Genomic DNA, 23747 nt, shown 5'->3' with positions numbered 1-23747 from the left:
CACCCGTGTAGAGGTTGGGGCGGCCACCTTGATTTCCCATTGGTTCCTTTTCTTATGGTGTGCAGTCGGTGCGGAAACCCTCGGTCCTGAGCCGCTCGAGTGTCCGTCGGTACGCCTCCCACCGCCCTCGCTCGGCCAGCCACGCCAGCCGACGGCTCCAGAACTCGAGCGGCCCGAGCCGCTCCATCCAGTACTCCTCCCGGGCCCGCTTGAACCGCATCCAGCGCTCCTTCGACTCGGCCTCGAGGCGATCCCAGGTCGCCCGGACCCGCTGCCGGTGCATCAGGGTCGCCACCCGATCGACCCGCTCGGCCCAGGCCGCGAGGCCGGGCTCCCCGGCCCGTCCCCGGCGGAGCCAGTCCTGAAGGGTCCGACGACCGATCCCCAGGGCCTCGACCGTCTCCCGTCGGGAGCGGCCCGAGGCGAGATGGCGGAGGACCGACTCGCCGATCTCGGGGGTGAACTTGGTGGGGCGTGGCATGTGTCGGGCTCACCATCGAGGGGAGAAGGGTTCACCGACGCGGCTCGTCGAGCAGGCCGAGACGATGGCAGTAGGCGTCAAGCTCCGCGTCGGTCATCTGCGAGTGGGGCTTCGGTGGCGACGGGTCCGGCGCCCGGTCCTTCCTCCGCCATCGGGCCGGGAACCGACGCTCCAGGAGCCAGGCACTGGCCTGCCAGAAGCCGGGGATTCCCTCGGACCCGGCGCGGCGGATCGAGTCCAACGCCGCGATCGCGGCCGAGGCGATCGCGGCCCGGTAGTCTCGCCGGAAGGCCCGATAGGGGGCGTCGTGCCCGTCCTTCGTGCGTCCCCGTTCCAGCCATCGGCGAAGGGTGCTCCGGCTGATCCCGGCGGCCCGGCAGGCGGGCCCGGGGAAGCTCCCCGCCCGGAGGGCTTCGAGGAGGGCTCGGATGGCCTCGGGGTCGGGCGTCCTTGAGCGGCTCATCGCTCCCCCCGTCCACCCGAGGAGGTTCGGACCATCGCAAGGATGCCGGCCCGGATCGCCTCGGGCAGCTCGGGCCAGGCGTCAACGACTTCGGCCAGGTCCGGAGAAGTCCTACGGATGTCGTGGGGCAAATGAGGGGCAACCGGATCCGGGGCAAGCCGTAAACCGTTGACTTTGGGTTGCTTGCGGCATCCCGCCATCGGTCTTGAAAACCGCTGAGCCGGCAACGGCTCCGGGGGTTCGAATCCCTCCCCCTCCGCTTGTCAACCGGCGTCAAAGAGGGACAAGGGGTGCCAATCTCCTTGTCCCCCTTTGCTTTGTGGCACTCTCCTTCGTCTCCGTCCGCCGTCCCGTCCGTGCCATCGGGCGAAAACTCGGGACAGGACGGGACAGGCGTTTGTGCAAGTTCTGTGCAAGCGCCAGTGCAAGCGGAAGGGGGTACTGATCCGTCCAATCTCGGGACGGAAGGGGTCCCCAGCTCCTCCGCGGAGGGTTTCTGGGGAGCGAAGAGCGAGACCCGGCTGAGGGCACCAGCCACGTCGCCCTGGTCGACGTGCGTATAGCGGTCCATCGTCAGCGTGATGGTGCTGTGCCGGGCGAGGAAGTCGGCCCGGCTCGCCGCACTCCGGCTCGGGTACGGGCGGGTCATCGCCTCGCCGGTGGCCGGGCGGAACGCGCCGAAGATGTACCCCTCGCCGCGGCGGCCGTAGTCGACCTCCTGCCGGGCTCGTTCGGCCGCTCGGGCTTGTCCTTCGGCCCCCGCCCGGGGTTCGGCCCGGACGAGTCGCTGGCCCGGGAAGCTCTTGGCGCTCTCCGGCCCCATCTCGTCGGGGCAGACGACGACGGAGCCCGGCGGCGGCGGCGTGTGGAGCCGTTCGATGATCCCCGTTTTTCGGCGAAGGCGGGATCGACCCGCTCGCCGAACCAGGCCCCCTGATGGCGCCAACGCAGGCCCTCGGCCAGGAGGAGCTCGTCGATGCGGCTGCGCCGGATCGGGATGCCCCTCTGCTCGTTGAGGTAGGCTTGCAGGCGATCGGGCGCCCGGCACGCGAGAGGCAGGCCCAGGCTCCTCGGGTCGGTCGACGCCGCGGCGATCACCTCGGCGCGTCGCTCGGCCGTATAGGTCGGTGGGCGCCCGGCCCGGGGCTGGTCCTCCAACCCGTGGAGCCCGCGGTCATCGAAGCGATGGCTCCAGGTGTAGACCGTCGGCCGGGAGACGCCCAGGCCCTCGGCGACCTGGCTGGGTCGCCTTGCGTCGGCGATGGCCAGGAGGATCCGGGCCCGCTCGACGAGGCGGGCCTGGGCGGTCCGAGAGGACGCAAGCTGTTGGAGGGCCTGACGTCCCTCGGGGGTCAGTTCGCGGGGCGTGACTTGGGTGAGGGTCATGGGTGCACCTCCCTTCGCGCGAAGGCCACACCCCTCCTACGTCAGACCGCGGGCGTCAGTCCTCTTGCCGGATGCACCACTTAGTGCTACTCCGTTAGCTCTTACGAACGATCGACCGGGCCGGTTCGTACAGGAGGTATGAACCGGACCTACACTCCCGAACTCGCCCCCGACGTGCTCGACCGTCTCGCCGCCTACGCCGCCGGCTTCCGCGACGACTTCAACCGCCCGCGCCAGGCCGCCTGGTGCGGCGTCTACCTCCGCGGCCTGATCCAGGACGGCGACCGCAAGAGCGCCGAGCCGATGGCCGCCCGGGTCCCCCCGCCGGCGGGGCTGGAGGTCTCCGACCCCGACCAGGCCCTGCAGCAGTTCCTCGGCCAGAGCACCTGGGACGAACAGGCGGTCCCGAAGCGCTACTGGGCCACGATGGCGGCGGACTTCGCCGACCCGGCCGGCATCTTCGCGATCGACGACACCACCTTCCCCAAGCAGGGAACGCGCTCCGTCGGCGTGCAGCGTCAGTACTGCGGGGTGCTGGGCAAGAAGGCCAACTGCCAGTGCGCCGTCTCGGTCCATTACGTCAGCCCGAAGGGCCACTATCCGCTCGACATGCGGCTCTACCTCCCGGAGAGCTGGCTGGGCGACGAGCCGCGGCTGGACAAGGCCGGGGTGCCCGAGGACCAGCGTCGGCCGTTGACCAAGGGGCAGATCGCGCTGGAGTTGCTCGACCGGGTCCGCGCGGAGGGGCTGCCGGGCGGGCTGGTGGTGGCCGACAGCGGCTACGGCGTCTCGGGGCCGTCCCGCGACGGCCTGGCCGCACGTGGGCTGCACTACATCGTCGGCGTCACCGACGAGATGGTCGTCTTCACCGAGCAACCGCGGTGGGTCGCCCCGGCCGCCGCCACCGGCGGCCGCCCGCAGAAGCGGCCCCGGCTGGCCGAGGGCTCGCCCCGGCCGGTGAGCCTGAAGGAGCTGGCGGCGCGGACGCCGCGGCGGAAGGTCACCTGGCGGGAGGGGACCAAGGGGCCGATGTGGGGCCGCTTCGCCTGGCTGCGGGTTTGGCCGGGCCAGGGGTGGGCGACGGGGCAGTGCGCCATGGCCGAGCCGATCTGGCTGCTGATCGAAGAGCAGGCCGATGGGAAGCTCAAGTATGCCTTCAGCAACCTGCCGGCGGACACGAGCCGGCTGCGTGCGGTCCGGTTGTGGCGGAGCCGCTGGCCGGTGGAGCTCGGCTACCAGCAGATGAAGGAGGAACTCGGCTTGGACCACCACGAGGGGCGGTCGTGGCGGGGCTTCCACCACCACGCCTGCCTGGTGATGCTGGCCTTCGGCTTCCTCACCCTGGAGCAACACCGAACCCGTCGGGGGCGATCCCGGCCGGGGAAAAAGGGGGAGGCCGAGGTCCGGTGATCACGCTGCCGGCGGTCCGCCGTGCCTTGCAGCGTCTGCTGGCCCCGGTCAGCCGACACGACTGCGCGTACTGTCGGCCCTGGCTCGCCCACGGTAGATCGAAGCTAACGGAGTAGCATTAGGCGCCTCTAGAACCTCGGCTTGCGGGCCCAACCTGTACATTTCAATCTAAGGTGGTTAGCGAGACGGGATCGGGTGGCTTCGCAAGGGTCGACACGAGATTGGCCGGTGGGTTCACCCGAAGGGTCGAAAGGGGAGTCGGCTCAAGCTGTCAATTAAACCTTCGGAAATCTGATGGCCGGATCGCAGGCGAAATACTTCTTGGACCGATTGCCGGATTCTGTTCGCGCGTGCAGGAGTCGTGGCTGAAGGGCTGATGGTGCGTCATCGTGTTTGAATTACTAATATATTTATAAATCAGAAATATTCAAATTTCTTATTAAATTCGATTTGAGGCCGGAATTCCCGGGTTTTCCGTCTCATCGGCCACGTCGGATCCACTTGGGCCTTGGGAGCGTCTGCGTGGTTGGGGGCAGAAACGCACCGCGGTGAGCGGCCGGCGGTCCATGACTTCCCTGCGGCGAGGGAATGGGACTCGATCGGCTCGTCCCCGGGACGGGCGAGGTTTCTGGCGACCATGGCCGGGAAATTGCTGCACCTCGGCCGAGGTGATCGAGTTGTGCCGTCGGCCGGCTCGCGGCGGTGGGCCCGCGGCGAGCCCAAACGCGGCCCGACCCCGGAGGGACCCCCATGCAGACCCGGGACAGCATCCAGAACATCTGGGGCCCGCGTGCCCCCTACGTCGGCCCCCGCCGGTGGCCCGAGCGGCTCGACGAGCGCTCCGACGACGAGGCCGAGCGCTGGGTCCAGTCCTGCTGCGTGCTCTGCTCCAACGGCTGCGGCCTGGACATCGGCGTCACGGGCGGCCGCATCGTCGGCGTCCGCGGCCGGGCCGAGGACCACGTCAACCGCGGCCGGCTCGGCCCCAAGGGGCTCAACGGCTGGGTGGCCAACAACGCCCCCGACCGCCTCACTCGGCCCCAGGTCCGCCGCGACGGCGAGCTCGTCGAGGCGAGCTGGGACGAGGCGATGGGCCTGATCGTCGAGAACGCCCGCCGGACGATCGAACGGCAGACGGCCGGCGGCATCGGCATCTACAGCACCGGCCAGCTCTTCCTGGAGGAGTACTACACGCTGGCGGTGCTCGGCAAGGCCGGCCTGGGCACCCCGCACATGGACGGCAACACCCGGCTCTGCACCGCCACCGCCGCCCGCGCCCTGCTCGAGAGCTTCGGCGTCGACGGCCAGCCCTCCTCCTACGAGGACTACGACCAGGCCGACACGATCCTGCTGGCCGGGCACAACGCCGCCTCGCAGCAGACGGTCCTCTGGATGCGGCTGCTCGACCGCCTCGCCGGCCCCGAGCCGCCGAAGCTGGTGGTCATCGACCCCCGCGTCACCGAGACGGCCCGGCACGCCACCGTCCACCTCGCCCCTCGCGTGGGCACCAACGTCGCGGTGATGAACGGGCTGATCCGGCTGATCATCGAGGCCGGCCACATCGACCGCGACTTCATCGACCGGCACACCATGGGCTTCGACCAGCTCCGCGAGGGTGTCGAGCCCGACACGCCGGATCGGGTCGAGCAGATCACCGGCATCCCGGCCGACACGCTGAGGCGGGCGGCCGACGTGCTCGGCACGGCCGAGCGGCTGATGTCGGGCGTCTTGCAGGGCTTCTACCAGTCCAACCAGGCCAGCGCCGCGGCCGTGCAGGTGAACAACATGCAGCTGATCCGCGGGATGATCGGCAAGCCCGGCTGCGGCGTGCTGCAGATGAATGGCCAGCCGACCGCCCAGAACACCCGGGAGTGCGGCGCCGACGGCGAGATGCCCGGCTTCCGCAACTGGGGCAACGTCGAGCACATCGCCGAGCTGGCCCGGCTCTGGAACGTCCACATCGACACCATCCCCCACTGGGCACCGCCGACGCACGCGATGCAGATCTTCCGCTACGCCGAGCAGGGCTCCATCTCCTTCCTCTGGGTCATCGCCACCAACCCGGCCGTCTCGATGCCCGACCTGCCGCGGATCCGCGAGATCCTGGGGAAGGAGGGCCTGTTCCTCGTCGTCCAGGACGCCTTCCCCACCGAGACGACCCGGTACGCCGACGTGGTCCTGCCGGCGGCCCTCTGGGGCGAGAAGACAGGCGCGTTCACCAACACCGACCGCACCGTGCACCTGTCGCTCAAGGCCGTCGAGCCGCCGGGCGAGGCGAGGTCGGATCTCGACATCTTCCTCGACTTCGCCCGCCGGATGGACTTCCGCGACCAGGACGGCAAACCGCTCATCAAGTGGTCCGACCCCGAAGGCGCCTTCGACGCCTGGCGCGCATGCTCGAAGGGCCGGCCGTGCGACTACAGCGGCGTCTCCTACGAGACGCTCAGGGACAGCTCGGGCATCCGATGGCCCGTCACCGAGGAGCATCCCGAGGGCGCCCCGCGGCTCTACGCCGACCACACCTTCGGCACCGACCCGGACTATTGCGGCTCGTTCGGCCACGACCTCGTCACCGGCGCCGCCTACACCGAGCAGGAGTACCGCTCCCGCGACCCGAAGGGCCGGGCGATCCTGAAGGCGGCCGCGTACCAACCCCCGCCCGAGGTGCCCGACGTCGACTACCCGATGATGCTCACCACCGGCCGCGTCGTCTACCACTTCCACACCCGGACCAAGACCGGCCGGTCGAAGGCCCTGCACGACGCCGCCCCCGACGCCTTCGTCCAGATGAACGCCGGGGACGCCGCCCGCCTGGGCATCGCCGAGGGGGACCTGGTCGAGGTCGAGACGCGACGCGGCACGGTCCGGGCCCCCGCCCAGCTCGGCGACATCCTGCCCGATCACCTGTTCCTGCCCTTCCACTACGGCGCGCTGAACAGCCCCGACCGGCCGACGGCCGCCAATGAGCTGACCCTGCCGACCTGGGACCCGGCCAGCAAGCAGCCGCACTTCAAGTATGCCGCCGCGCGGCTCAGCAAGGTCGGCACGCTCGACAAGGCGAAGGACGCCGCCGGGGCGGCCGTCGGCGTGGTGCGTTCGGTCGCCGGGGCGGTCGCCTCGGCCGTGCCGACGCCCGGCTCGGGGTCGAAGGCGGCCCCGAGCGACCGCAAGCTCGGCGATTACATTGGCATGGTCCTCACCAGCGAGGAGGCGCTGGCCGAGGCGTTCGAGCGGGTCGGCGGCCGGCACGACATCGAGCCGGGCATGAAGACCCTCTGCGACCTCCTGGCGTCGTGGTCGCGCTCACACGTCGAGGCGCTCGGCCCGGTGGTCGAACGCTACTCCTCCCGTCGCGAGGCCGAGCCCCGGCGGCTGGCCGACGCCCTCTTCCGCGGCGACCGCAGCGGCGGCCTGGGCCTGCTGCGCGACCTGCACGACCTCTGGCTGCTGGCCAATGAGTCGCACGTCTCCTGGGAGGTGCTCCGCCAGGTGTCGCTCGGCCTGCGCGACGAGGAGCTGAAGGCCATCTGCGGCCGCTGCGGCGCCCAGAACGACCGTCAGATCGCCTGGCTGCGGACGCGGATCGACCAGGTGGCGCCCCAGGCGCTGATCGTCCCGTCGTGACCCGGACTCAACGGCCCGGCCGGGCCCGAGCGGAGGAAGACTCGATGAGTGAACCGGCCATGAACCGACGCGACCTGCTCGGCGCCGCCGGCCTGGGGGCCGTGCCCGCCGGGGCCGCCCAGGGGGCCCCGCCCGACCTCGGCCACGGCCACCCGGCCCACGACCTCGGCGTGCGGACCCTCTTCCACGTCGACCCCGACCGGAAGATGGCCGAGCAGCCCATCCCCGGCCACAACCGCCTGCACCCCGACATCCCGGCCGTCGTCGAGGTCGCCCCGGGCGACGAGTTCCGCGTCGAGTGCCAGGAGTGGACCGACAACCAGGTCGGCAACAACGACAGCGCCGAGGACGACGCCCACGCCGACCTGCACGCCGTCCACATGCTCAGCGGGCCCTTCCGCATCAAGGGCGCCGAGCCGGGCGACCTGCTCGTGGTCGACGTCCTCGACATCGGCCCGATGCGCGGCTGGGGCTACACCGGCATTTTCCCCAAGACCAACGGCGGTGGCTTCCTGACCGACCACTTCCCCGACGCCCACAAGGCCGTCTGGGACTTCTACGGCGTCTACGCCACCTCGCGGCACCTGCCGGGCGTGAAGTTCGCCGGCCTCTCGCACCCGGGCCAGCTAGTGACGGCCCCCCCGCCGAAGCTCCTCGACACCTGGAACGCCCGCGAGAGGGCGTTGATCGACACGGACCCGGACCGCGTCCCGCCGCTGGCCTACCCGCCCAGCCCCGACTACGCCCTGGCCGGCACCGCCTCGGGCAACGCCCGCGACCGCATCGCCCGCGAGTGCGCCCGCACCGTGCCCCCGCGCGAGAGCGGCGGCAACATCGACATGAAGAACCTGACCCGGGGCGCCCGGATCTACCTGCCGGTGCACGTCGAGGGCGGTAACCTGTCGGTCGGCGACCTGCACTTCTCGCAGGGCGACGGCGAGATCACCTTCTGCGGCGCCATCGAGATGGCCGGCTGGATCCACCTGGGCGTCGACCTGATCAAGGGGGGCATGGCGCTCTATCAGCAGACGACCCCGATGATCGCCCGCAGCCCGCTGGAGCCGCACCATTCCGACTACCTCTGCTTCAGCGGGCTGTCGGTGAAGGAGGACGGGACGCAGACCTACCTCGACGCCAACGTCGCCTACCGCAACGCCTGCCTCTCGGCGATCCGCTACCTGACGACGGTGCTGGACGACTCGCCGCAGCAGGCGTACCTGCTGCTGGGGGCGGCGCCGATCGTCGGCCGGGTGGCGGGGATCGTCGACATCCCCAACGCCTTCCTGACCGTCGAGCTGCCGACGGCGATCTTCGATCGGGACATCCTGCCCGGGGCCGGGGGCGAGCGATGAGCACCAACGGGCAAGGGGGGGCCGGCGGCCGCCGGCCGGGCGTGGCGGTCCCCGACCTGATCTGGGCCCCGCTGGCGGTCGGCTCGCTGCTGGCGGCCATCGGGCTGATCGGCGTGGCGGCAGGCCAGCCGTGGCTGTTCCCCAGCCTCGGGCCGTCGGCCTTCCTCCAGGCCGAGAAGCCGGGGGACAAGTCGGCGCGGTCCTACAACACGGTCGTCGGGCATCTCGTCGGCCTGGCGGCCGGCGTGGTCGCGGTCCTGCTGCTCGGGGCGTCCGACGCCCCGGGCGTGCTGGCCACCAGGGAGCTGGTGCCGATCCGCGTCGGGGCGGCGACGCTGGCGACCGTGCTGACGATGCTCGGGCTGGGCCTGCTGCGGGCCTCGCACCCGCCCGCGGCGGCCACCATGCTGCTGGTCGCCCTCGGCGGCTTCCCGCCGACCTGGACGACCGCCGGCACGGTCGCCGCCGGGGTGCTCATCCTCGCCGTGCTCGGCGAGGGCGTCCGGTGGCTCCGCCGCTCGATCTTCCCGGCCCCGGATTCCCGCGGCCAGGGCCCGGCCGCGGGCGACCTTGTGGGATGATCCGAGGAGGAGGGCCGCCGGGCACGTCGCGGCGGCCCTCTTCGCTCATATCCTCGCGTTTCCATGATTTCCGGCCCGCCCGGGGCCGATCTTCTCCCCGACGGCCGGGCCGGGCCGGGTCGATCCATGCCCAGGATGGGCGAACGTCGAGGAGGAGTTCATGGACACGTCCTTCGCCATGGACCGGATCGCACGCCGGTCGAGGCCGAATGCCGGGGCCGGGTTGGCCGTCGTCCTCGGCCTGGCCGCGATGGTCGCGTGGGGCACGACGGCCGACGCCCAGTCGCCGGCGGGAGGCCGGGACGTCGGGATGTCCTCCCAACCGCAGGGCCATTCGTCCCTGCTCGATCTCGTGGAGGCCGCCGGCTACCAGCAGGCCGGCGGCCCGACGGGAGCGGGGCCGCCGCCCGCCCTGGTCTCCAGCCCGCCCCGCGTGGTGATGGGCCCGCTGGGGGTCATCGCCGAGTCGATCTGTGGCCCCGCCCCGGAGGAGTGCTGGAGCCCGCTCTCGCTGCACACCTTCTTCACCGAGGGCTGGGACACGCCCTTCGCCAAGGCACCCCCCGGCACCAACGGCGCCCCCAAGCAGAACTGGATCGGCACACCCGCCGGCACCTTCGGCCGGTTCGTCGACACCGGCTTCTTCTACACCAACAACCTCTCCGAGAGCCGGGCGCTGTTCCTCAACCCCAGCTTCCCCTTCTTCCCGGTCAAGCCGTCCACCGTCCCCGGCAACCAGTACGCCGGCTACACCGTGGTGCTGCTCCCGCTGAGCGCCCGGATGGAGGTGCTCTTCGGCACGGCGTTCATCACCTCGAACCGGATCGGCCCCGACTCCGGCTATCGCGGCAACTGGGGCGACACGGGCGTGCAGGCCCGCCTCCACCTGGTCGAGCGGCGCGACTTCAGCCTGGTGGCGGCCGTCGGCGAGCGCATCCCGACCGGCAACTTCGAGAACGGATCGGGGATCAACTACGTCACCCCCGCCCTGGAGTTCTGGTGGAACTTCGCGCCGAAGTGGGTCGCCCGCGGCGGGACCTCGATCAACATCCTGACCGCCCCCTCCTCGGGCACGACGGTCCTCGTCAACCAGCTCTCGGTCGGCCGCTACGTGACCGGCAAGGAGGCGGCGCTCAAGGACCTGGTCGTCCACCTCACGGCCGACGTCCTCTCCGACGTGGCGGGCAACGCCGGCTCAATCGACGACGTCTACCTCCAGCCCGGCTTCCGGTTCGGCCTCGGCGAGAAGGGCAACTGGGGGTGCTGGGCGGCGTCCTCGTCCCGGTCGCCGGCCCGCAGCCCTTCGACTACCAGCTCCAGTTCTCGCTGACCCGGAGCTTCTGAAGCCGGCCCGCCCCGTCGGGCCGGGTCAGGGCAGGACCGGGCAGCCGACCTCCGTGTTGAGCCGCAGGGTCGCGCGACGGTGGCGGACGAGGGCATCCCGGTATTCCATCGCCACCTCCTGATATTCCTGGAGGTGCGCGAGGTACGCCTCGTCGTCGATCTCGCCGGCGAGGTAGCGGTCGCGGGCCCGGGCCTGGTATTGCCGGACCCGGGGGATGATCTGCCGCTCCAGCAGGTCGAGGTCCCTGCCCGAGCCGCGGACCTCCTCGACGGCGTTGCGGACCTCCGTGACCACGCGACGCTGCATCAGCTCCAGCTCCGCCCGAAGCTGGGCAACATTGAGCTGCGCGTGCCGGACGTCCCCCTGGTTGCGGTTGAGGATCGGCAGCGGCACCAACGCCCCCGAGGACCAGCTCCAGGAGCCGCGCTCGCCCTCGACCGGGTGCTGCGCGTAGTCCGACGGCGCGAACAGGGGGTAGATCTCCGGGACCCCCGCGGCCCGGGCGACGTCCACCTCCAGCTCGGCGTGGTGGATTTCCTGCCGAAGCCGCGACAGGTCGGGGCGATGCTCCAGGGCCATGCCGATGAGGCCCCCGTCGGGCGGCGGATCGGCGCGGCGGTGCAGCCGGTCGCGGATCGCCAGGCCCTCGGCCGCCTCGGGCGGCAGGCCCAGCGCCTCGGCCAGCGACGTGTACGCCGCCCGCAGCCGCGCCCGCTCCTCCTCGGCCATGAAGGAGATCAGCGCGTGCTCGACCTCCAGCGCGTCGAGGTCCTCGGGGCGCCGGCGGTCGCGGGCCTCGGCCAGCGTCCGTTTTAGCGCCTCGACCGTCGCGCGGGCGAAGCGGCCGGTCTCCCGGGCCCGGAGCACCTCGACCCAGAGGTGGTGCAGCCACTCGACCTCCAGGAGGACCTCCTCCCGGTAGCGGGCCTCGATGACCCGCACCCCCTGCAGGCCGGCCCGGCCGTGCTTCCGGGGGATCCCCGTGATGCTGAACGGCTTGACCAGCGTGAAGTCGTAGGCGATCTCGCCGGGCTTGCCCTCGCGGTAGTTGCCGTAGGGGATGCCCTCGACTCCGAGGAAGATGAACGGGTTCTTCGGCAGGCCATTTTGCAGGGCATTGGCCCGGGCGATCGGGATCTCGAAGGCCCGGGCCTGCAGCAGCGGGCTGCGGCGTAGGAGGGTCGCGACGGCGGCCTCCAGCGAGAGGCCGTCGGGCGGCCCCTCGTCCTCGGGCCCGTCAGGGATCACGACCAGGGGCGACAGGCTCGGCCCGGTGTCGCCGAGGACCGCGTCGGGGGGCAGCGCCGGGGGGAGCGCAGGAGGCCCACCGGGCCCGTGTCCCGGCCGCCCGACCCGAACCACGATCGGCGCGGGGATCGTCGCCCCGGCGTCCGAGGAGGGCGGGCCGACCCGCGCGGGCAGGACCGGCGCGGGGATGGGCGGCCCTTGGGCCGCCGCAGGGCCCGAGAGGGCCGCGACGAGGAGCACGGCGAGCGCGGCATGCGCCGTCGACCGGCGTCCATCCATGGCGGGAACCCTCCGGGGGATTGCGGGCTCGGCGGTCAGGGCGCGAAGCGACAGCCGAGGGCCGTATTCAGCCGCAGCAGGGCCCGTCGATGGCGGACGAGCGTCTCGTGGTACTTCGAGGCCGCGGTGTGGGCCCGCTTGAGGGCATCGGCATACGCCTCGTCGTCGACCTGACCGACGAGGTACTTCTCATGGATTTGCCGGCGATAGTGGCCGATCAGCGGCAGGATCCGGCCCTCCAGCTGGTCGAGGTCCGTGCCGGTGGTCCGCACCTCCTCGGCGGCGAGGCCCACCTCGGCGGCCACGCGGCGCTCGATCGTCCGCAGCTCGCCCATGGTCTTGCCGACGGTCAGCTCGGCATGCCGGACGTTCCCCTGGTTGCGGTCGATGATGGGGATGGTCGCCAGCAGGCCGCCGCCCCAGGCCACCGAGTCCCGCTCGCCCTCGATCGGGTGCTGGCGGTACTGGAACGGCGTGCCGAGGACCCACATGTCGGGGATGGCGCGGGCTTTGGCCACCCGTACGTCGAGCCGGGCCCGCCCGACGTCCTCGCGCAGCGCGACCAGGTCCGGGCGTTGCTCCAGGGCCAGGGCCATGAGCGCGGCGTCGTCCGGCAGGTCGACGCGGCGGCGCAGCAGGTCGCGGATCCGGAGGTGCTCGGCCGCCTCGGGCGGCAGGCTCAGCGTCTCCGCCAGGTCGCGGAGGGCCGCCTTCATGTGGTCGTCCTCCTGCCCGGCCTGGTAGGAGGCCAGGTCCCGCTCGATCTCCAGGGCATCGAGCTGCTCCGGGGCCTTGTCGCGGGCCTCGGCGATCGTCCGGTCGAGGTGCGCGACGGTCGCCCGGGCGAAGCGGGCCGCCTCCCGGGCGCGGAGCACCTCGACCCAGCGATGGTACAGCTCGTCGACCTCGCGGCGGACCGCGTCGCGGAACTGGGCCCGGACCACGGCGACCGCCTGGTCGCCGGCGGCGCCCTGGGCGCGGTACTTCCCGGTCAGGTCGACGGGCACGACGATCGTGGTGCCGTACTGGATCTCGCCGGGCTTGCCTTCGCGGTAGTTGCCGTAGGGGACGCCCTGGGCGACCCCGAAGAGCCAGGGGTTCTTGGGCAGCCGGGCCTGCAGGGCGTCGGCCTCGGCGATCGGGATCTCGAAGGACTTGGTGTGCAGCTCCAGGCTGGCCCGGACGACCTGGTCGATCGCCGCGTCGAGCGTCAGGCCGTCGGGCGGCCCCTCGTCCTCCGGGCCCTCGGGGACCATCAGCCGGCGGGAGGACGCCACGATCGTCGACCCACCGCCGGAGGAGCCCGGGGGCCGCCCCGTCGGCCCGCCCGGGACAGGCGCCACGCCCTCGCGGGGAAGCGGCACCTCGCGGGCCTCCAGCTGCATCCGCTCCTCGGGCACCGGCCGCTCGTATTGCCGGGCGTGGGGGGGGGGCGGGTCGAGCCACTGTCGCTCGTGCCCGACGGAGACGCCCCGCTCGGTCCCCCGGGTGGCGATGAGGATCAGCTCGTCGAGCAGCGACCGCTGGGCCCGGGCCGTCCGCGCGTCGGCGACGAGCAGCAGGCCGAGGGCCGCGACGGCCATCACTGCCAGGCGTCTCGGACGTCCCATCCCACGAGCCTCCGAGGTCGGCGATTGGCCGTGGGGCCGGGGCGACGGCACGACCGCCTCGATCATCCCAGGCGGATCAACCGTTCTATCGGAATATTCACGTTCCTCCTCCAACCAAACCGACCCGGCCTCGCGCACCCGCGACGCCCCGGGCTCGATCAGACCCGAGGCGTCCTGGGCCGCGACCGCCGCTGCCTGGAGACGGCCTTGCCGGTCGCCGGCTCGACCCGGTCGACCATTGCGTCGATCCGCTGCAGGGCCCGGGAATAGCCGAGGGCGGCGTCGGCCGTGGTGTCGCGCAGGGACAGCAGGATGTTCAGCACGTGCTCGGCCTCCTCCTCCGAGACATCGCGCTCGGTCCCCAGGCTGGCCACCGTCCGCTGGGCCACCCCCTTGGCGAAGCTGTAGAGGTCGTTGGCCGTGCCCCCGCAGATCTGGGCGACCTGGAGGTACTCCTCCAGCTCGCCTCATCGAATCGGACCTTCATCGCCTCGATCTCCTGGCCGCGTCGCGGTCGGGGACGGTCCCGAGCCGATTGCCGAGGGCCCGGCGCCTTTGGAACGGGACTCGCACCTCGGGCGTGCATCTGCCGGGCCGCGGGGCAACGGGCATGATCGCCCGCCCGGCGACCCGGACCGGAGGGGGGGTGAGACGATGGCCGAGCCCCGGCGCGCGATCGGCCGGCTCCAGATCCACACCGACCAGCGCTTCCAGCGGCACATGGTCGTCGTCCAGCGGGTCGCCTGGGCCGTCATGGCGGCCCTGATCCTGGCGGCGATCCTGGGTCTCTTCGGCTCCGGGCCGTTTAGTACTAGTGAAGCGTCACTCGTTAATCTTCGGGTAGAGGTGCCTCAGCTTGATCCGGGCGTCCTCGGTGGTGAAGTGCCACTCGACGCCCACCTGTTTGGCGTTCCGGCGCTCGCCCCAGGCGCCGGCCTCCCCGGCCACCTCGTCCTGCACCGCGATGCGCCGGTCCAGGCACTGCCGCGTCAACACCGACAGCTCGATCTCGGCGACGTTCAGCCAGCTGCCGTGCTTCGGCGTGTGCACCAGCTCCAGTCGCCGCGCCAACCGCAAGGCCTCGGCCGGCTCGAACGCCTTGTACAGCGACGCCAGCGAATGGGTCACGAGGTTGTCGCAGACCAGCGTGATCCGCTCGGCCTCGGCGTGGCGCGGGTCGTCCACCAGCCGCTGCACCCGGTGGGCCCAGTCCACGGCCGTCTTCGCCTCGGTCACGCGCACGTCGCGCCAGCCGGCCAGCGGCTCGACGAACATCCACACCGTGCAGGTCCCCTCGCGGACATACTCGTAGTCGACCCGGGCCGGGCGTCCGGGCGCCGCCGGCGATGGCCGCCGCGCCTCGGCGATCAGCTGCTTGGGCTGTTCGTCCATGCAGACGACGGGGCGCCTCGGATCATACGGGCGCCGGTAGGCCTCCAGGACCTGCTCCATCTGGCAGACGAAGGCCGCGTCCTGCTCCGGCGGGATGCACCACATCCGCCTGAGCCACGGCTTCAGCGCGCTTTTTTCAAAGAGCGGCGGACGGTCTCGTGCGAGACCGCCGCGACGACCTCCAACTCCACCAGGCGCTCGGCCAGCAGCCGGAGCGACCAGCGGGCCAGGCCCCTGGGCGGCTGCGAGCAGGCCAGGGCCGTCAACCGCGCCTCGTTCTCGCCGCCGAGTTTGGGGACCGCCGACGGGGTCCGCGGCCTGCGCTGCAGCAGCGCCATCGGCCCGTGCTCGACGGCCCGCTTGCGCCACGACTCCAGGCTGCGGGTCGTGACGCCGAACGCCTCGGCGATCTTCGCGTCGGGCCAGGCCGGCCCGTCGGGCCCCTGGTCGCACTTGAGCAGGGCCTGAGCCCGCTGCACCTTCCAGCCGGCGATGTTGCCCTTGCGGACCAGGCGAGCCAGCTCGGCCCGCTCTTCGGCCGTCAGCTTCAGGACGTACTTCTTTGCCATGGCAACCCCCCCGGCGAGCCACGATGCGGCCGGACAAGGGGGGTCATTTTACCCGAAAATCAGCGAGTGACGCTTCACTAGTTACTGGTGCGAAATTATGTGTGTTGGTCGCTGGATCTCCGTGTGCCCCGCGACGCGACCCCGGTCGGATCGGACGGTTTCCCCGCCGCCTTGCCCGGCTTACCTGCTCGCCCCCGCGTCCGCGACCTTCGCCAGGTTGTGGGCCAGGATCCCCCAGCCGGCCCAGCGGCCGAAGCCCCGCTCGCCGCGGTACCGGCAACGCTTCAACCCATAATCCCGCCGCAGCACGTGGATCCGCCCCTCGATCCCCGCCCGGAACCGATAGGCCCGCTTGAATCGCCGGCCCCGCTCCTCCGCCCGACGCCCCGGCGGCGCCTTGCCGACGTGCGGCAACGCCACGTGCCTGACCCCCGCCTCTCGGGCCAGCCGCTCGTTCTCGGCCGACTCCAGCCCCCGGTCGCCGGCCAGCAGGTCCGGCGGCCGGCCGAACTGCCGCCGGTGGTTGGCCAGGCTGTCGGGCAGGTGCGGCTGGTCCTGGCCGCCGCCCCGCTCCAGGATGGCGTAGCCGCTGATCAGCCCGCCCTCGACCTCGTCGAGCCGCAGCTTGCGGCCGAACTCGACCGCCTTGCCGGCCTTGAACCGGGGGATCACCTGCGTGTGCGGCTCGAAGAGCGAGAGCAGCTTCTCGCCGGCCGGCACCGACTCCCCCTCGAGCACCCGTCGCTCGGCCTGCCGGATCCCCTGGCTCAGCCGCGGCAGGACCTCCTCGAGCCGGGCGGCGAGCCGCCGCGTCGCCGGTTCGTCGGCCCGCCCCCGCAGGGCCTTCAGCACCCGCTTGCCCTGGGCGCCGGTGCGCCTCGCCGTGGCGATGAGCCGGCCGTAGGCCGCCTTCATCGCCGCGCGGCCCTGATCCCCCTTGCGGCGGGCGAGGCGGTGCAGCTGCTGGGACAGCGTGCGGACGGTGCGGACCCGGCTGCGGAACGCCTCGCCCAGCCCGGCGGCCGCCTCGCCCAGGGCCGCCTTGGCCCGCCGCAGCAGCCGCGAGACGACCCGCACGCCATCGCCCGGCAGGCCGCTGTCGGTGGGGAAGTGGATGTCGGTCTCCACCGCCGTGGTGTCGACCCGGAGCTTGCGGCCGCGGGTCACCTTCAGGCCGCGGGCCAGCTGGACGACCCGGTCGTTGAGCGCCTGCAGCGTCTCGGGGCCGATCGTGCTGGCCCAGCGGATCAGCGCGGTGTCGTCGGGGACCTTCTCGAGGTAGGCCCGGCAGAACTGCCGGAGCACGAGGCTGTCGTTGACGAAGTACTCGGCCTGGGCGTAGCTCCAGCCGTAGAGCCGCATGACCACCAGCATCCGGAGGATGACCTCGACCGGGGTGGAGGGCCGGCCGCGGGAGCGGGTCTTGGGGTGGCGGCGCGCCAGGTCGTCGCGGACCCGGTCGAACAGCTCGTCGTCGTCGAGCAGGCGGTCGAGCTGCTCCAGCTGCGGCTCGAAGCGGAGGTCGAGCTGGGGGACCAAGGCGAACAGGTCGGTCCGGGAATATCGATTCCCGAGCATGGCTCCGATGTTCCAGCGGTCCGGTTGGTGCGGTTCCCGGGTATGCCATCAGCGTACCAGAGGCCAGGAAACGTGCCTATTTCGCACCAGTAACTAGTACTACAGCGCAGGTCGGTCCTCTCTTCTACGCCGCAATGGCTTCGGGTACACGAGCGATCATTCGTGAGTCCCATCGGACCTCCCGAGGCGATCGCTCGTGGACGAACAGCAGCTCCTGGCCCTCAAGCCCGAACTCGACCGCTTCCTCGACCGCTTCGCACCCCTCTTCGGCCGCGACGAGAATCAGGTCCACGCGCGCCGCTTCGTCCAGGGCCTGCTCCACGGCGGCGAGCGTCGCAGCATCGAGAACCTCGCCCAGGCGATGAGCGGCGGCCCGGTGCGCTCGCTGCAAGCCTTCATCAGCACCGGCGTCTGGTCCGACGGCGCGATCCTCAAGCAGCTGCGCGGCTGCGTCCTGGAGGTGCTGGCCGACGACGATGCCGCCTGGAATGCCGACGAGACCGGGTTCCCCAAGAAGGGGACCAAGTCCGTCGGCGTCAAGCGGCAGTACTCCGGCCCGCTGGGGCGGACCGACAACTGCCAGGTCGCCGTCTTCGCCGACTACTGCTCGGTCAAGGGTCACACGTCCCTCGATCGGCGGCTGTTCCTGCCCGAGGAGTGGGCCGCCGATGGCGAACGCCGCGAGGAGGCCGGGGTGCCCGCCGGCGTGATCTTCCGCACCAAACCGGAGCTGGCCCTGGCGATGGCCGCCGACGCGGTCGCCGAGGGGGTGCCGTTCCGCTGGGTCGGCGGCGACGGCGTCTACGGCGACAGCCCGACCTTCGTGCAGGGCGTCCGGCAACTCGGCAAGCGGTACGTGCTGGACAGCTCGGCCGATGCCCGGGTCTGGACCGGCGAGCCGCAGGTGATCCCGCCGAGGAGCGGCCCAGGCCGAAGCGTGGCCGGCCGTGCACGCAGCCCCTGGTCGTCGGGGAGGCCCGGCGCGTGGACGAGGTGGTCGCGGCCTTGCCGGCGACGGCGTGGTGCCGGCTGACGGTGGCCGAAGGGAGCCAGGGGCCGCGGGCCTACGAGTACGCCGAGGTGTGGGCCTGGTTCAGCGAAGGGGGCCTGCCCGGCCCGCGTGAGCGGCTGCTGGTGCGTCGGTCGCTGGGCCGGGAGCCCGAGCTGAAATATCACCGCTCCCATGCCCCGGTCGAGGTGCCGCTGCCGAAGCTGGCGCAGGTGCGGGCGACGCGCTGGACGACCGAGGAGGACATCCAGTCGGCCGAGGGGGAATGCGGCCTGGACGAGTACGAGACGCGGGGCTGGGCCGGCTGGCATCACCATACGGCCCTGTCCATGCTGGCCCTGGCCTTCCTGGTGCTCCAGCGGGTGCGGCTGGGGGGAAAAAGCGTCGCAGATGAGCGTTCCCGAGGTGCGTGCCCTGCTGGTGCACTTGCTGGAGGTGCGGGCGTGGGACGTCGGCGAGATCCTGCGGTGGTCGGAATGGCGTCGCGAGCGGAACCGTCGGGCCGCCGTCAGTCACCGCAAGCGGAGGCTTGCCGAACTGCGGCGACGCGGCGTAAAAAGTAGGGCGAGAGAACCTGCGCTGTAATATTAGGGCCTACTGACAATCACGCCAGGAGGACCATTGCGGAGGCTAACTGGCAGAAGGCCAGGTAGTTGCGGGCGGTCTTCTCGTAGCGGGTCGCCACCCGACGGCATTCCTTCAGTCGGCCGATGAGCCGCTCTACCTGATTCCGCTCCCGGTACAGGTGGGCGTCCATCGGACGGGACTCGCGGCGGTTCGACCGCGAAGGGATCACCGCCGCGGCGCCGGCCGACTTGATCGCCGCGACGAACGGGCCGCTGTCGTACCCCTTGTCCGCAATGACGTGCTCGCATTCGATCCCATCGATCAACGGCCCGGCCTGCGACATGTCGTGCGCCTGCCCGCCGGTGAGGATCAGCCGCACCGGGTTGCCCAGGGCGTCGGCGGCCAGGTGCAGCTTCGTCGTCAGCCCGCCCCGGGAGCGACCGAGGGCCTGATCGCCGCTTTTTTTCGCGCGCCGGCGGCGTGCCGATGCGCGCGAATGGCCGTCGAATCGATCAGCAGGTACTCCAGGTCGGCGTCGCCGCCCAGGGCCTCCAGGATGCGGGCCCAGACGCCCTTCTTGGCCCAGCGGTTGAACCGCTGATAGGCCGTGTCGTAGGGGCCGAACCGGGCCGGCAGGTCCGGCCAGGGGGCGCCGGTGCGTGCGATCCAGAGGACCGCATCGAGGAACAGGCGGTTGTCCTTGGCGGTGGCCCCGGGGTCGCCCGGCTTGCCGGGCAACAGGTGAACGATGCGTCGGAACCGCTCGTCGTCCATCTCGAATCGCCGCATCGGGGGGCCTCCCTGGGGTCGATCGGATTATCCAGTCGATCACAGGCCGCCCAGCTACCGCAAGTGATTGTCAGTAGGCCCTAGTGAAGCGTCACTCGCTGATTTTCGGGTAAAATGACCCCCCTTGTCCGGCCGCATCGTGGCTCGCCGGGGGGGTTGCCATGGCAAAGAAGTACGTCCTGAAGCTGACGGCCGAAGAGCGGGCCGAGCTGGCTCGCCTGGTCCGCAAGGGCAACATCGCCGGCTGGAAGGTGCAGCGGGCTCAGGCCCTGCTCAAGTGCGACCAGGGGCCCGACGGGCCGGCCTGGCCCGACGCGAAGATCGCCGAGGCGTTCGGCGTCACGACCCGCAGCCTGGAGTCGTGGCGCAAGCGGGCCGTCGAGCACGGGCCGATGGCGCTGCTGCAGCGCAGGCCGCGGACCCCGTCGGCGGTCCCCAAACTCGGCGGCGAGAACGAGGCGCGGTTGACGGCCCTGGCCTGCTCGCAGCCGCCCAGGGGCCTGGCCCGCTGGTCGCTCCGGCTGCTGGCCGAGCGCCTGGTGGAGTTGGAGGTCGTCGCGGCGGTCTCGCACGAGACCGTCCGCCGCTCTTTGAAAAAAGCGCGCTGAAGCCGTGGCTCAGGCGGATGTGGTGCATCCCGCCGGAGCAGGACGCGGCCTTCGTCTGCCAGATGGAGCAGGTCCTGGAGGCCTACCGGCGCCCGTATGATCCGAGGCGCCCCGTCGTCTGCATGGACGAACAGCCCAAGCAGCTGATCGCCGAGGCGCGGCGGCCATCGCCGGCGGCGCCCGGACGCCCGGCCCGGGTCGACTACGAGTATGTCCGCGAGGGGACCTGCACGGTGTGGATGTTCGTCGAGCCGCTGGCCGGCTGGCGCGACGTGCGCGTGACCGAGGCGAAGACGGCCGTGGACTGGGCCCACCGGGTGCAGCGGCTGGTGGACGACCCGCGCCACGCCGAGGCCGAGCGGATCACGCTGGTCTGCGACAACCTCGTGACCCATTCGCTGGCGTCGCTGTACAAGGCGTTCGAGCCGGCCGAGGCCTTGCGGTTGGCGCGGCGACTGGAGCTGGTGCACACGCCGAAGCACGGCAGCTGGCTGAACGTCGCCGAGATCGAGCTGTCGGTGTTGACGCGGCAGTGCCTGGACCGGCGCATCGCGGTGCAGGACGAGGTGGCCGGGGAGGCCGGCGCCTGGGGCGAGCGCCGGAACGCCAAACAGGTGGGCGTCGAGTGGCACTTCACCACCGAGGACGCCCGGATCAAGCTGAGGCACCTCTACCCGAAGATTAACGAGTGACGCTTCACTAGTACTACTCCGTTAGTTGCTCGGGAGGTGGGTCGACGAGTCCCCGGCAGTAGGGGCAGTCGTGCCGGCAGATCGGGGCCAGCAGGCGTTGCAGCGCCCGGCGGATCGACGGCAGCGTGATCACCGGACCTCGGCGCCCCCCCTTTTGCCCGGCCGGGGTCGACCCCGGCGGGCTCGCCGCTGCTCGAGTGCCAGGAAGCCGTAGGCCAGCATCACCAGGCAGGCATGGTGGTGGAACCCGCGCCAGGAGCGGCCCTCGAAGTGGTCCAGCCCGAGTTCCTCCTTCATCTGCTGGTAGCCCTGCTCCACCGGCCAGCGGCTCCGCCACAGCCGCACTGCCCGCAGGCGGCTGGTGCCCGCCGGCAGGTTGCTGAAGGCGTACTTGAGCTTGCCGTCGGCCTGCTCCTCGATCAGCAGCCAGAGCGGCTCCTCGCCGGCACAGTCGCCGGTGGCCCAGCCGTGCCCCGGCCAGACCCGCAGCCAGGCGAAGCGGCCCGACATCGGGCCCTTCGTCCCTTCGCGCCAGGTGACCTTCCGCCGCGGCGTCCGCGAGGCCAGCTCCCTCAGGCTGACCGGCCGGGGGGATCCCTCGGCCAGGCGGGGCCGCTTCTGCGGGCGGCCGCCCGTCGCGGCCGTCGGCTCGATCCACCGGGGCTCCTCGGTGAAGACCACCAACTCGTCGGTGACGCCGACGATATAGTGCAGCCCACGTGCGGCCAGGCCGGCGCGGGACGGCCCGGAGACGCCGTAGCCGGCGTCGGCCAGCACCAGCTGCCCCGGCAGCCCCTCGCCACGGACCCGGTCCAGCAGCTCCAAGGCGATCTGCCCCTTGGTCAGCATCCGCCGCTCCGGCTCGGGCACGCCCGCCCGGTCGAGGCGCGCCTCGTCCCCCAGCCAGCTCTCCGGCAGGTACAGCCGCAGGTCGAGCGGGCAGTGCCCCTTCGGGCTGACGTAGTGCACCGAGACGGCGCACTGGCAGTTGGCCTTCTTGCCCAGCGCGCCGCAGTGCTGACGCTGCACCCCGACGGAGTGCTTGCCCTGCTTGGGGAAGGTCGTGTCGTCGATGACGAAGATGCCGGCCGGGTCGGCGAAGCACTCGGCCATGACGGCCCTGTAGCGCTTCCAGGCCGCCTGCTCGTCCCAGGGGCTCTGGCTGACGAACTGCTGCAGCGCCTGCTCGGGGTCCTTGACGGCCAGCTCGGGCGGCAGGGGGACGCGTCGGGAGAGCGGCTCGATGCTCTTGCGCTCGCCGTCGGTGATCAGGCCGCGGAGATAGACCGGGCACCAGCGGGCGGGCCGATCGAGGGCGAAGGCGTCGCGGAAGCGGGCGGCGTAGGCGTCGAGGCGTGAGAGGGCCTCGGGGTCGAGTTCGGGGGTGTAGGTCTTGCTCATACCACCTGGTACGAACAAGACCCCGGGGCTGGTTCGTAGTGGCTAACGGAGTAGTACTAGTGGCTGTCCGGTAATTATTCCTGCACTTTCCGGCACTTGAACGGTGCCTGCCGGCCGGTCCAATCCGGCTTCAAGGGCTTGAGCATCCGATGAATCGAGCTGATCCGGATCATCGACTCGCCCGACTCCGGGTACCACTCGTAGTGCCGGCTGTGTCGCCGGTATCGCCCCAGCCACGCCGGCGTCCGCTCGACCACCCAACGCCTCGGCAGCGGCACGAACCCCTCCGAGCCTGCCGGGCGGCTCACCACCTCGATCCGATAGCCGACCTCCTCCTTTGCCATCCACGACTCCAGGCGGTGGTTGTGGTACTTCGAGTCGGCCCACACCAACTCCAGCCGGCTGCGGCGCTCCTCGGTCAGTCGCCCAAGCACCTCCGGGGCGTACGTCCCGTCGTCGGCAGAGGCCGCCGAGACGACGACCACGAGCAGCAACCCCAGCGTGTCCACGACGATGTGCCGCTTCGCCCCCGGGAGCTTCTTGCCCCCGTCGTAACCCCGCTCGCCGCCGACCTCGGCCCCCTTGACCGTCTGGCTGTCGATGCTGCCGGCACTCGGGCTCGGCTCCCCGGCCCTCGGCGACCCGCACCCGGCGGCGGAGGGTATCCATGACCCGCTGCCAGGTGCCGTCATCTCGCCAGCGGGCGAAGTGGTCGTCGACGGTGCTCTCGGGCGGCAGGTCGTGCGGCAGCATGTCCCACTGGCAGCCGGAGCGGTTGAGATAGGGGGTCGTATCGAGCACCTCCCGCATGTCGACCTCCCGGGGCCGGCCGACCTCGTCGACGGGGATCAGCGGCTCGATGAGGTCCCACTGATCGTCGGTGAGGTCGGAGGGGTAGGGCTTTCGCATCGGGGCGTGCTCCGTCGTCGGCGTGTGGTGCGGACCTCCTGATGGGGCAAGAGTTTACGTGGTTGGCCGATTGCCGGATAGTCTCTTATCCGGGCGACGGCCGGTGACGAGGGGGCGCCACTCCGCCTGGAATACGAGCGGTTCGCCCGGCTCGGCGCCCAAACCACGCTGCGGGCACACATCGACGCGGGGGTGGGCCCGGACGGCACGGCGCGGCTCCGCATCGGCCGGGCGTACCTCCGCGACGTCCAGGTCCGCCGCATCACCCCCGAGCCGGACCACGCCGAGGTCGGCCCCGACGGCATCGACTTCGTCTTCCGGGCCCGGTCGCCGAGGCTGCGGGCCACGGTGACGTTCGCGCTGCAGCCCGAGCGGCCGGGCCGGATCCGAGGCCGGGTCTCCCTCGGCGACGGCACGCCGCTGCGATTCGGCCACTTCGTCTACCCCTGAGCCC

The 23747-nt window shown here is 71.5% G+C and carries 19 protein-coding genes and 1 pseudogene; 9 read left to right on the top strand and 11 right to left on the bottom strand.

Annotated features, from left to right (window positions below; translation table 11 throughout):
- Window positions 1-52: 52 nt before the first annotated feature.
- The 3 genes from ElP_RS11140 to ElP_RS11130 all read right to left on the bottom strand — a co-directional run bounded on the left by ElP_RS11140 (window position 53) and on the right by ElP_RS11130 (window position 2330).
- Window positions 53-481: a helix-turn-helix domain-containing protein gene (locus tag ElP_RS11140; RefSeq protein WP_145269266.1), complete on the bottom strand. Its 429-nt coding sequence runs from the start codon at window positions 479-481 to the stop codon at window positions 53-55.
- Between the two features lie 31 nt (window positions 482-512).
- Entirely contained in the window at window positions 513-944 is a 432-nt protein-coding gene (locus ElP_RS11135; RefSeq protein ID WP_145269264.1) for a hypothetical protein, read from the bottom strand.
- Between the two features lie 645 nt (window positions 945-1589).
- Entirely contained in the window at window positions 1590-2330 is a 741-nt protein-coding gene (locus ElP_RS11130) for a helix-turn-helix domain-containing protein (RefSeq protein ID WP_197446893.1), read from the bottom strand.
- Between the two features lie 138 nt (window positions 2331-2468).
- Here ElP_RS11130 and ElP_RS11125 point away from each other — a divergent pair, with 138 nt between their 5' ends.
- The 5 genes from ElP_RS11125 to ElP_RS11105 all read left to right on the top strand — a co-directional run bounded on the left by ElP_RS11125 (window position 2469) and on the right by ElP_RS11105 (window position 10627).
- Complete coding sequence (locus ElP_RS11125) at window positions 2469-3740, top strand: IS701 family transposase (protein ID WP_145269262.1); 1272 nt, start codon at window positions 2469-2471, stop codon at window positions 3738-3740.
- Between the two features lie 750 nt (window positions 3741-4490).
- On the top strand, window positions 4491-7364 hold the full coding sequence (locus tag ElP_RS11120) for a molybdopterin oxidoreductase family protein (RefSeq protein WP_145269260.1): 2874 nt from the start codon (window positions 4491-4493) through the stop codon (window positions 7362-7364).
- A gap of 44 nt (window positions 7365-7408) precedes the next feature.
- Window positions 7409-8716 carry a formamidase gene (gene fmdA / locus ElP_RS11115; RefSeq protein ID WP_197446892.1) on the top strand — a complete coding sequence of 436 codons (1308 nt, stop codon included), beginning with the start codon at window positions 7409-7411 and terminating at the stop codon, window positions 8714-8716.
- A complete protein-coding gene (locus ElP_RS11110; RefSeq protein ID WP_145269258.1) occupies window positions 8713-9297 on the top strand; it encodes an HPP family protein in 585 nt (194 codons plus the stop codon). Before fmdA ends, ElP_RS11110 begins: the two co-directional genes overlap by 4 nt.
- Before the next feature lie 160 nt (window positions 9298-9457).
- Window positions 9458-10627: a hypothetical protein gene (locus ElP_RS11105; RefSeq protein ID WP_145269256.1), complete on the top strand. Its 1170-nt coding sequence runs from the start codon at window positions 9458-9460 to the stop codon at window positions 10625-10627.
- A gap of 39 nt (window positions 10628-10666) precedes the next feature.
- Here ElP_RS11105 and ElP_RS11100 read toward each other — a convergent pair whose 3' ends face one another.
- The 5 genes from ElP_RS11100 to ElP_RS11085 form a co-directional block, all read right to left on the bottom strand.
- Window positions 10667-12169 carry a TolC family protein gene (locus ElP_RS11100; protein ID WP_145269254.1) on the bottom strand — a complete coding sequence of 501 codons (1503 nt, stop codon included), beginning with the start codon at window positions 12167-12169 and terminating at the stop codon, window positions 10667-10669.
- A gap of 35 nt (window positions 12170-12204) precedes the next feature.
- Window positions 12205-13779 (bottom strand): TolC family protein, encoded by a 1575-nt coding sequence (locus ElP_RS11095; RefSeq protein ID WP_197446891.1) that lies wholly within the window; start codon window positions 13777-13779, stop codon window positions 12205-12207.
- 158 nt (window positions 13780-13937) lie between these two features.
- Entirely contained in the window at window positions 13938-14168 is a 231-nt protein-coding gene (locus tag ElP_RS37860; protein ID WP_197446890.1) for a hypothetical protein, read from the bottom strand.
- A gap of 433 nt (window positions 14169-14601) precedes the next feature.
- Window positions 14602-15740 (bottom strand): IS630 family transposase gene (locus tag ElP_RS11090; RefSeq protein ID WP_145267429.1). Its coding sequence is split into 2 segments (ribosomal slippage): window positions 14602-15302 and window positions 15302-15740, totalling 1140 coding nucleotides; the frame shifts between segments, so codons are not numbered across the junction.
- 180 nt (window positions 15741-15920) lie between these two features.
- Window positions 15921-17318, bottom strand: a complete 1398-nt coding sequence (locus tag ElP_RS11085) for an ISNCY family transposase (RefSeq protein WP_145269250.1) — start codon at window positions 17316-17318, stop codon at window positions 15921-15923.
- Window positions 17319-17514: 196 nt separating this feature from the next.
- Here ElP_RS11085 and ElP_RS11080 point away from each other — a divergent pair, with 196 nt between their 5' ends.
- The gene (locus ElP_RS11080) at window positions 17515-18351 is read left to right on the top strand and encodes an IS701 family transposase (protein ID WP_145269248.1); all 837 of its coding nucleotides are present in this window, start codon (window positions 17515-17517) and stop codon (window positions 18349-18351) included.
- Complete coding sequence (locus ElP_RS11075) at window positions 18303-18890, top strand: hypothetical protein (RefSeq protein WP_145269246.1); 588 nt, start codon at window positions 18303-18305, stop codon at window positions 18888-18890. Before ElP_RS11080 ends, ElP_RS11075 begins: the two co-directional genes overlap by 49 nt.
- Window positions 18891-18931: 41 nt before the next feature.
- Here ElP_RS11075 and ElP_RS11070 read toward each other — a convergent pair.
- Window positions 18932-19668 (bottom strand): annotated as a pseudogene (locus ElP_RS11070) (IS5 family transposase).
- Between the two features lie 176 nt (window positions 19669-19844).
- Between ElP_RS11070 and ElP_RS11065 the strand changes: the two are divergent.
- Window positions 19845-20983, top strand: a protein-coding gene (locus ElP_RS11065) for an IS630 family transposase (RefSeq protein WP_145267429.1) whose coding sequence is annotated in 2 segments (ribosomal slippage) — window positions 19845-20283 and window positions 20283-20983 — 1140 coding nt in all. Because the reading frame shifts where the segments join, the coding sequence is not laid out codon by codon here.
- A gap of 129 nt (window positions 20984-21112) precedes the next feature.
- On the opposite strand, the gene ElP_RS11060 is transcribed toward ElP_RS11065, so the two are convergent.
- Together ElP_RS11060 and ElP_RS11055 are read right to left on the bottom strand one after the other, a co-directional pair.
- Window positions 21113-22384 carry an IS701 family transposase gene (locus ElP_RS11060; RefSeq protein ID WP_145269244.1) on the bottom strand — a complete coding sequence of 424 codons (1272 nt, stop codon included), beginning with the start codon at window positions 22382-22384 and terminating at the stop codon, window positions 21113-21115.
- 74 nt (window positions 22385-22458) lie between these two features.
- A protein-coding gene (locus tag ElP_RS11055; protein ID WP_231749658.1) for an IS5 family transposase occupies window positions 22459-23293 on the bottom strand; the annotation gives its coding sequence in 2 pieces (ribosomal slippage) (window positions 22459-23010 and window positions 23012-23293; 834 coding nt in all).
- A 192-nt stretch (window positions 23294-23485) separates the two neighbouring features.
- On the opposite strand from ElP_RS11055, the gene ElP_RS11050 reads away from it, so the two are divergent.
- The gene (locus tag ElP_RS11050) at window positions 23486-23743 is read left to right on the top strand and encodes a hypothetical protein (RefSeq protein ID WP_145269242.1); all 258 of its coding nucleotides are present in this window, start codon (window positions 23486-23488) and stop codon (window positions 23741-23743) included.
- Window positions 23744-23747 lie beyond the last annotated feature (4 nt).

This window comes from Tautonia plasticadhaerens, from assembly GCF_007752535.1.
Taxonomy (GTDB): Bacteria; Planctomycetota; Planctomycetia; order Isosphaerales; family Isosphaeraceae; genus Tautonia; species Tautonia plasticadhaerens.
This window is presented reverse-complemented; position numbering and strand designations above follow the sequence as displayed.